The 7,511-nt window shown below is 74.8% G+C and carries 6 protein-coding genes; 1 reads left to right on the forward strand and 5 read right to left on the reverse strand.

The window, feature by feature from the left end; genetic code table 11:
- Nucleotides 1-28 precede the first annotated feature (28 nt).
- From EF918_RS08710 to EF918_RS08730, 5 genes are all read right to left on the reverse strand, one after another.
- Entirely contained in the window at nucleotides 29-487 is a 459-nt protein-coding gene (locus EF918_RS08710) for a hypothetical protein (protein WP_125643395.1), read from the reverse strand.
- Nucleotides 421-2,547 (reverse strand): ThiF family adenylyltransferase, encoded by a 2,127-nt coding sequence (locus EF918_RS38990; protein ID WP_125643397.1) that lies wholly within the window; start codon nucleotides 2,545-2,547, stop codon nucleotides 421-423. Before EF918_RS38990 ends, EF918_RS08710 begins: the two co-directional genes overlap by 67 nt.
- A gap of 11 nt (nucleotides 2,548-2,558) precedes the next feature.
- Nucleotides 2,559-3,140, reverse strand: coding sequence for a hypothetical protein (locus EF918_RS08720; protein WP_125643399.1), 582 nt, complete (start codon nucleotides 3,138-3,140; stop codon nucleotides 2,559-2,561).
- A gap of 5 nt (nucleotides 3,141-3,145) precedes the next feature.
- Nucleotides 3,146-4,615 carry a serine/threonine-protein kinase gene (locus EF918_RS08725; RefSeq protein ID WP_125643401.1) on the reverse strand — a complete coding sequence of 490 codons (1,470 nt, stop codon included), beginning with the start codon at nucleotides 4,613-4,615 and terminating at the stop codon, nucleotides 3,146-3,148.
- Nucleotides 4,616-4,768: 153 nt separating this feature from the next.
- The gene (locus EF918_RS08730) at nucleotides 4,769-5,644 is read right to left on the reverse strand and encodes a helix-turn-helix transcriptional regulator (RefSeq protein ID WP_125643403.1); all 876 of its coding nucleotides are present in this window, start codon (nucleotides 5,642-5,644) and stop codon (nucleotides 4,769-4,771) included.
- A 226-nt stretch (nucleotides 5,645-5,870) separates the two neighbouring features.
- Here EF918_RS08730 and EF918_RS08735 point away from each other — a divergent pair, with 226 nt between their 5' ends.
- Nucleotides 5,871-7,241 carry an MFS transporter gene (locus tag EF918_RS08735; protein WP_125643411.1) on the forward strand — a complete coding sequence of 457 codons (1,371 nt, stop codon included), beginning with the start codon at nucleotides 5,871-5,873 and terminating at the stop codon, nucleotides 7,239-7,241.
- Nucleotides 7,242-7,511 lie beyond the last annotated feature (270 nt).

Genomic DNA, 7,511 nt, shown 5'->3' on the forward strand with positions numbered 1-7,511 from the left:
GCCGACCCGCCCGGCCGGGCCCGGCCGTTCACTCGATGCGGATCCAGTGCAGCAGCCCGTACCCGAGGGCCAGCAGCAGCGCCGTCAGCGGCCACTGGTACAGCAGCCCCGGCCCGGCGACGTACAGGGAGAGCACCCCGTACGCGGCGGCGGCCGTGCCCAGGAACCACTGGAGCCACTCGGGCAGCCGTACGACGCGCACCAGGAGGACGAGGACGACCGCGCAGGCCGGGAGCAGCCACGGGTACTGCGGAGTCGGCCCCCAGCTCACGACGGCGTCGCGGACCCGGGGGTAGTCCTCGGAGGCCACCTGGTGCGCGGCGAGCTCGAACGGCGCCCGCCACTTCGGGGCCAGCTCGGCCGACTTCTCGAACGGCAGCCGCCACTGCCACAGCACCAGCAACTGCCACACCAGCAGCGTCAGCGCGCCCGCCTGCCCGAACCGGGCGAAGGGCCCGAGCCCGGCCTCCGAGCGCGGGACGACCACCCGCCGCCCCGGCCGTGGTCCCGGGGGTCGCTGCGCAGCGCGGGCGTCCCGCACACCGGGCACTCGGGCCGGCTGCCGGTGCGCAGCCAGACGCTCTGGAAGGCGTGCTGGCCGGGCGCCTGGCCGAGGACCATGGGGAAGAACCAGTGGTCGGGTTCCATCGCGAACTGCACCATGGACAGCCGCTCGTCCAACGGCTTGGCCAGGAAGCCGCCGATCCGGTCGGACCCCGACCGGCCGTGCAGCAGCGCCAGGGCGATCTTCGCCGCCGCCGCGGACACGTGCTGGATGTCCGGCAGCAGACCCGGCACCGCGTACGTCCGTCCCGTGCCGTAGTCCGTGCGCGGCTGGTGCCCGAGCTCGCCCAGCACCTCGCGCACCCCGCCCGTGGCACAGCTCCAGCAGGGCGAGCCCTGCGTCGTGAACACGATCTCGCCGCCCGCCGCGCCCTCGTAGAGGCCGACGAACACGGTGGGCCGGCCGACGAAGTAGGAGAGGTGGTTCAGGCGCTGCTGGGCCTGGTTGTCGTCGGTCGCGGCGATCACCAGGTCCGCGCCGGAGATGAGCTGGAGCCAGGTGTGACTGTCCAGCGCGGCGACCTCCCGCCCGTGCCAGCGGACCACCAGCTTGCGGTTGATCCGGCGCAGCCGGCGCGCGGCCATCCGGGCCTTGTTCCCGCCGATGTCCTTGACCCCGAACAGCGCCCGGCCCACGTTGGCCGGCTCCACCCGGTCGGGATCGACCAGGGTCAGCCGTCCCACCCCCGAGCGGACCAGGACGTCCGCCAGGTAGCTGCCCACCGAGCCCACCCCGATCAGCAGGATGTGGGCCTCGGCCAGGGTCGGGGAGAGCAGGCCGGCGGTCCGGGCGAACAGGCCCGCCCGGACGGCCCGGGCGCGCCCGATGCCCAGGCGCCACGCCAGCCGCCGGGTCACCCCGGGCCGGCGGGCCGGGGGCCGGCCCGCCGGGGCGCCGTCCCGGCCGCCGCCCCGGGCCTGGTCCCCGTCCGGCTCCCGGGCCGGGTCCGCCGCCGGCTCCGGGTCCGCTCCCGGGGACATCTCCGGTGGCATCTCCCGGGTCACGTCCGGCGTCGTGCTCTGCGTCATCAGCCGGGTCACGTCCTGCGGCCGCGCCCGGGGCTGCGGCGCCTCCGGTGCCCAGCCGCCGGGCGACTGCTGGGCCGCGTACGACGCCGGGGACAGCAGCGACGACTCCGGGGAGGCGTACGACTCATGGGTGTCCGACGGCTTCGCGGGCTCGTACGGCTCCGCCGCCTGCGGCACGTGCAGCGCCTGCGGCACCGGCTGTACCGGGCCCCGCAACGCGTGGGCGAGCCGGTCCAGTTCGGGGACCCGGTGGTCCCAGACCAGCTCGTGCACGGTCAGCTCCCCGTCGTAGCCGCTCGCCTCCAGCAGCAGCGGCGCCACGAGGGGGAAGTCCGGGGTGACGAACAGGTGCCGGCGCGGGGCGCCCGGGGTCTCCTCCCCGGGCAGCACCACGCTCACCCCCGGCACCCCGCGGATCACCGTGGTGCGGGCCAGCTCCGGCGCCCACGGCAGCCCCGCCTGGCGGACGGCGGCGGCCATCGGGACCACCACCGGCCGCATCGGGGACAGCCGGACCTCCCGGGCCGACCACGCCGCGCCGAAGAACGACACCCGTGCCGTCCCGGTCAGCAGCTCGTGCTGCTTCAGCGGGCTGCGGGTGTCGTGCGTCACGATCGGCGCGAGGTAGCGGCCGAGTTCGGGGATGGAGTCCAACGCCCGCCCGTACTCGTGGTGGTCCTGGCGCGAGGGGTGGGGCATGCCCGCCGGGTGCGAATGGACGATCCCCTTGAACCGCTCGGGACCGGCCTCCTCCCGCCGGGCGATCTCGTCCAGCAGCCAGGGGGTGTTGCTGTACTCCACCTGCGTCACGTGGGCGTGAGCGTCGTGGACGAAAGCGGTCAGGACGTCCCGGCCGCGCAGCCCGAGCAGGGCGCCGCCCTGCTCGGGCCGCGGCAGGCCGATGTCCGTGCCCACCTGGTCGATCACGTAGTCGAAGACGTGTACGGGCAGCACCGCGGGCGCTCCTACTGGTTGCGGTTGAACGGGAACGGGTGGCCCATGCGGACGAAGTCCACGCCGAGCGCCCAGGCGGCCGACCGGGCGTACGCCTCCTCCAGGGTGGGCTGGCCGGAGCCGGGCCGGTCGGAGAGGCAGATCTTGCCGCTGTAGTAGAGGTGGAAGCCGTGCTGGTCGTGGTCGGGCAGCGACTCCAGCTCGGGCTCCAGCAGCCGCACCTTGTAGTCGGTGCCGTCGAAGTGCGCGCACATCACGTAGGTGTTCCGGAACTCGGTGACGATCTCGTACACCCAGCCCTCGGCGCCGGGGGAGTCCTCGTAGTACGTGCCCTGCGGCATCTTGGTCTCCGCCACCCGGAACTCCTCGGCCAGCCGCGCCGAATGGCCGCCCGGCACGCCGCGGCGGGCCGCGAACGTGCTGTGCGGGACCTTCGACAGCGGGGCGTCGCTCTCGCCGCCGTTGCCGAGCCGGACCCGGCCGCTGCGGTCGACGTACACCTGCTCCTGCCCGCCGTGCGGGTTCTCGGTTCTCTTGGCCTGACTGGCGAAGAAGCTCTCGCGGATGGCGTTGAGGTCGTACATGTCGGCCATGGTCCTCATCCCTCACTCGTGGCCTGGTGGATCAGTTCGTACAGCCGCACGGTCTCCGGGGCGTCCGGGCCGAGGGCCGCGCAGTGGTCGGTGTACAGGGCGCGGTACTCGGTGGCCGCGGCCTGGTGCTCACCGGCGGTGGCCAGCCAGTGCGCCAGGTCGAAGCGGATCTCCGAGAGCCGCTCGTCGGTGGGCGGCACCGCGGCGGCGACGGCCGCGCGCAGTTCCGCCAGGTGCTTGGCGGCGGCCGCCGGATGCCCGCTCTCGCCCAGGTAGCGGGCGAGGTTGAGGGCCGAGGCGCGGGTCAGCGGTTCGACGGGGCCCAGGACCTGGCGGATCCGGGCGGCCACCGGGGCGAGCCGGTCGGCGGCCGCCGCCGGGTTCTTGGCGGTGTGCAGGGCGCGGGCCAGGTGCAGGGTGACCAGCCAGGCCCCGGCGTGGTCGGCGGGGAGTACCTCGCGGGCCAGGTCGGCCACGTCGGCCAGCAGCCGGGCCCGCTCCTCGGGCGGGTGGTCCCCGGTGAGGACGGCGTTGCAGCGGGACTCGACCAGGCCTTCCGGGTCGGCCGGCCGCGGCCGGCGCCCGGTCCGGCCGCCGCCGCCCAGCTCCCGCAGGGTCTCGGCGATGCCCCGGGCGTCGGCCGGGCGGTCCCCGGGCCGCTTGGCCAGCAGCCGGACCACCAGCTCGTCCACCGCGGCGGGGACCGCCGGGCGTAACGCGCGGGCGGACGGTACCGGGGCATGGGTGTGCAGCCGGGCGAGGTCGCCGTAGTCCGGTGCCAGGTACGGCTGTTGGCCCGTGAGCATCTCGAACAGGACGCAGCCGACCGCGTAGAGATCGGTGGCCGGCCCGTCGGGCTCCAGCAGGAAGCGCTCCGGAGCCATGTACTCGGGCGTGCCGATGAGCTGGCCCGACCCGGTCACCCCGGCGGCCCGGCCGGTGCCGCCGAACGCCGTGTACGAGCGGGCGATGCCGAAGTCGAGCAGGACCAGCCGCTCGCCGCCCCCGACGCGGCGGATCATCACGTTGCCCGGCTTGACGTCGCGGTGCACGAGGTTCTGCTCGTGGACCGGGACCAGCGCCTCGCACAACTCGGCGGCGCGGCGCAGGGCGTGGTCCACGTCCAGGGCCGTGCCGCGCGGCAGGGCCTCGCGCAGGGTGCGTCCGTGCACGTACTGCGTGATCAGGTAGAGCTGCCACTGACCGTCTATCTCGGCCTCGTCCACGTCGTGGATGCGCACCACCCGCGGGTCGTCGATCCCGGCCAGGATCCGCGCCTCGCGCAGGAACCGGCGCGCCGCATGGGTGCCCCGATCCGGAACCCGTAGGAATTTGGCCACCACCGTGCGGTCCAACCGCAGGTCCTGTGCCTTCCACACCTCCGCCATACCGCCGTGGAACCGTTCCAGCAGTGCGTAACGGCCGAGCACCAAGCGCCGCGTCGGCGCCGGGTCCGCCCCCCGAAAACCCGACATGGCTCAAGAGTGGCACCTGAGAGCCCGTCCGTTCACCGGAACGGCAAAAACGGAATGGCAAAAACCGTTCGGCGCCGCCGGGCGCGCCGCGACCGGTCGACACGCGCCCCACGTGCGCTTTTCGTGCGCCCCCGTGCGCCCCCGAGGGGACCGTCAGACCGTGACGGCGCCCCCGTCGGTGGCCGAAGTGTGCAGCCGCTCCAGGCGCTCGCGCGTCTCCTCGTCCAGCGGTACGTACGACACCAGCCGCGGGCCCTGGGCCGGTCCGAGCCACAGGTTGGTGTGTTCCAGGTGCAGCAGCCCGACGTAGGGGTTGCGGATGTACTTCGACTTCGCGCCCTGCCCCACCACCTCGTGGCGGGCCCACACCTCGCGGAACTCCGGCGAGGCCCCCTCCAGCCGGGCCAGCAGCGTCTTCCACGCCGGCTCCGCCAGGTGCTCGGCCATCGCCGCCCGGAACTTCGCCGCCATGGTGCGGTACGTGCCCGGCAGGTCCACCACCGCGGCCCGCCACCGGGGGTCGGTGAAAGCCAGCCACATGGCGTTGCGGTCGCCGGCCGGGGTGGCGTCCAGATCACCGAACAGCCGGCCGTACGAGGCGTTGTACGCGAGGATGTCGTAGCGGCTGTTCTGGATGCACGTCGGGATCGGGCCGAGCTGGTCGAGCATGGCCCGCAGGGACGGCGTCACGCTCGGGCAGAGCGTGTTCGGCGCCGGGTCCAGGCTGCCGGCGAGGGCGAACAGGTGCGCCCGCTCGCTCGCGTCGAGCAGCAGCGCCCGCGCGACCGCGTCCAGCACCTGCGCCGACACCGTGATGTCCCGGGCCTGCTCCAGCCACGTGTACCAGGTGACGCCCACCGACGACAGGTGCGCCACCTCCTCGCGGCGCAGTCCCGGGGTCCGCCGGCGCGGTCCGCGGACCAGCCCGACCTGCTCGGGGGTGATCCGTTCGCGGCGGCTGCGGAGGAACTCCGCGAGCTCGTGCCGGCGGATGTCGCTACCAGGGCTTCCGGGGGCGAAGGTGGTCATACCCCCACCCTGCCGCACCCGTGATCCTGTTGCCAGGTAGTCCTGGTACCCGGACAACGACACTCTGGTACCCGTCTGAGGGAAGGGGCAGGGTCGGAGCGTGAACCGAACACTTCCGACCACCGTCCGCACACCCACCGGCCGGCCCGCGGGCACCACCGACGGGGCCGCCGGGGCGGCAGGGACCACGGGGGCGGCAGGGGCCGCCGGCCACCGGCCGCCGCACCTGACCGGCCTCGGGCTGTTCACCGTCCTGGTGGGCGCCGCCCTGCCCCTGATCGACTTCTTCGTCGTCAACGTCGCCCTGCCGGCCGTCGAGCGCGACCTCGACGCCGGACCGGCCCTGCTCGAACTCGTCGTCGGCGGGTACGGCGTCGCCTACGCCGTCCTGCTCGTGCTCGGCGGACGCGTCGGCGACACCCTCGGGCGCCGACGCCTCTTCCTCGCCGGGATGGCCGCCTTCGGCGTCACCTCGCTCGCCTGCGGCCTCGCCCCCGACGCCTGGACCCTGGTCGCCGCCCGCGTCGCCCAGGGCGCGGCCTCGGCCCTGATGCTGCCGCAGGTGCTCGCCACCATCCAGGCCACCACCGAGGGCCCGCGCCGGGCCCGGGCCATGAGCCTGTACGGGGCCACCGCGGGCCTGTCCATGGTCGCCGGGCAGATCCTCGGCGGGGTCCTGGTCGCCGCGGACGTGGCCGGGACCGGCTGGCGCGCCGTGTTCCTGGTCAACGTGCCCGTGGTCGTGCTGGGCCTGCTGCTCGGCGTGCGCAGCGTCCCCGACACGCGCTCGGGCCGGCCCGCCGGCGTGGACGTGCCCGGCACCCTGCTGCTCGCGCTGTCGCTGGTCTCCCTGCTGCTGCCGCTGACCGAGGGCCGGGCAGCCGGCTGGCCGCTGTGGACCTGGTTCTCGCTCGCGGTGTTCCCGCTCGCCACCGCGGCGTTCTACCTGACCGAACGCCGGGCCGACCGCCATGGACAGGTGCCCCTGGTGCCGCCGAGCCTGCTGCGGCTGGAGTCGCTGCGGCGCGGTCTGGCCCTGCTGCTCCCCTTCTCGGTCGGCTTCAGCGGCTTCATGTTCGTCCTCGCCGTGACCTTCCAGCAGGGGCTGCACATGGGTCCCGTCACCGCCGGGCTGGCGCTGGTGCCGATGGCGCTGGCCTTCTTCACCGCCTCCCTGGCCGGACCGCGCCTGGTCGCCCGGTTCGGCAGCCGTGTCGTCACCGCCGGTGGCGTCCTGCAGGCGGCCGGTATCGGCCTGCTGCTGGTCACGCTCCGGCAGCACTGGCCGGACCCCGGGCTCACCGCCCTGGCGCCCGGGGTGGGCCTGGCCGGGCTGGGGCAGGGGCTCCAACTGCCCGTGCTGATGCGGCTGATGCTCTCCGACGTGCCCGCCGACCGGGCCGGGGTGGGCAGCGGGGTCATGATCACCGCCCAGCAGTCCGCGCTGGCCCTGGGCGTGGCCACGCTGGGCAGCCTCTTCCTCGCCCTCGTCCCGACCGCGGGCATGCGCGCCGCGGTGTCCACCACGCTCGCGGTGCAGCTCGGCCTGATCGTGCTCACCACCCTGCTCAGCCTGCGGCTGCCGCGCATGCGGTGACGTGCGTCCGGTGACCTGCCGTGGCACGCTGAGGGCAGGTCACCGGAGCAGCGCGGACGCCGCGCCGTCGGGCGGACGCCGGGCCTTCGGCGAGAGGACAGCCGCGACGAACGGAGCGCGCTGTGGACCGTCCGATCCGTCACGCGCGGGCGCGGCGCCGCGCGGCCGCCGTGGGCTGCGCCGCACTGCTGCTGCTGACACCCGCGGCAGCCGGCGCCCGGGCGGCCGCAGCACCCCCGCCGCCGCCTCCGTCCCCCTCCTCCCCGGCAT

Origin of the sequence: Streptomyces sp. WAC06614, assembly GCF_003949795.1 — a bacterium.
In the GTDB taxonomy this organism is placed as follows: domain Bacteria; phylum Actinomycetota; class Actinomycetes; order Streptomycetales; family Streptomycetaceae; genus Streptomyces.

What these genes read in the sequence shown, in the direction of transcription:
- EF918_RS08720 (WP_125643399.1), bottom strand. Translation starts at nt 3,140, where the DNA reads ATGGCCGACATGTACGACCTCAACGCCATCCGCGAGAGCTTCTTCGCC.
- EF918_RS08725 (WP_125643401.1), bottom strand. Translation starts at nt 4,615, where the DNA reads ATGTCGGGTTTTCGGGGGGCGGACCCGGCGCCGACGCGGCGCTTGGTG.
- EF918_RS08730 (WP_125643403.1), bottom strand. Translation starts at nt 5,644, where the DNA reads ATGACCACCTTCGCCCCCGGAAGCCCTGGTAGCGACATCCGCCGGCAC.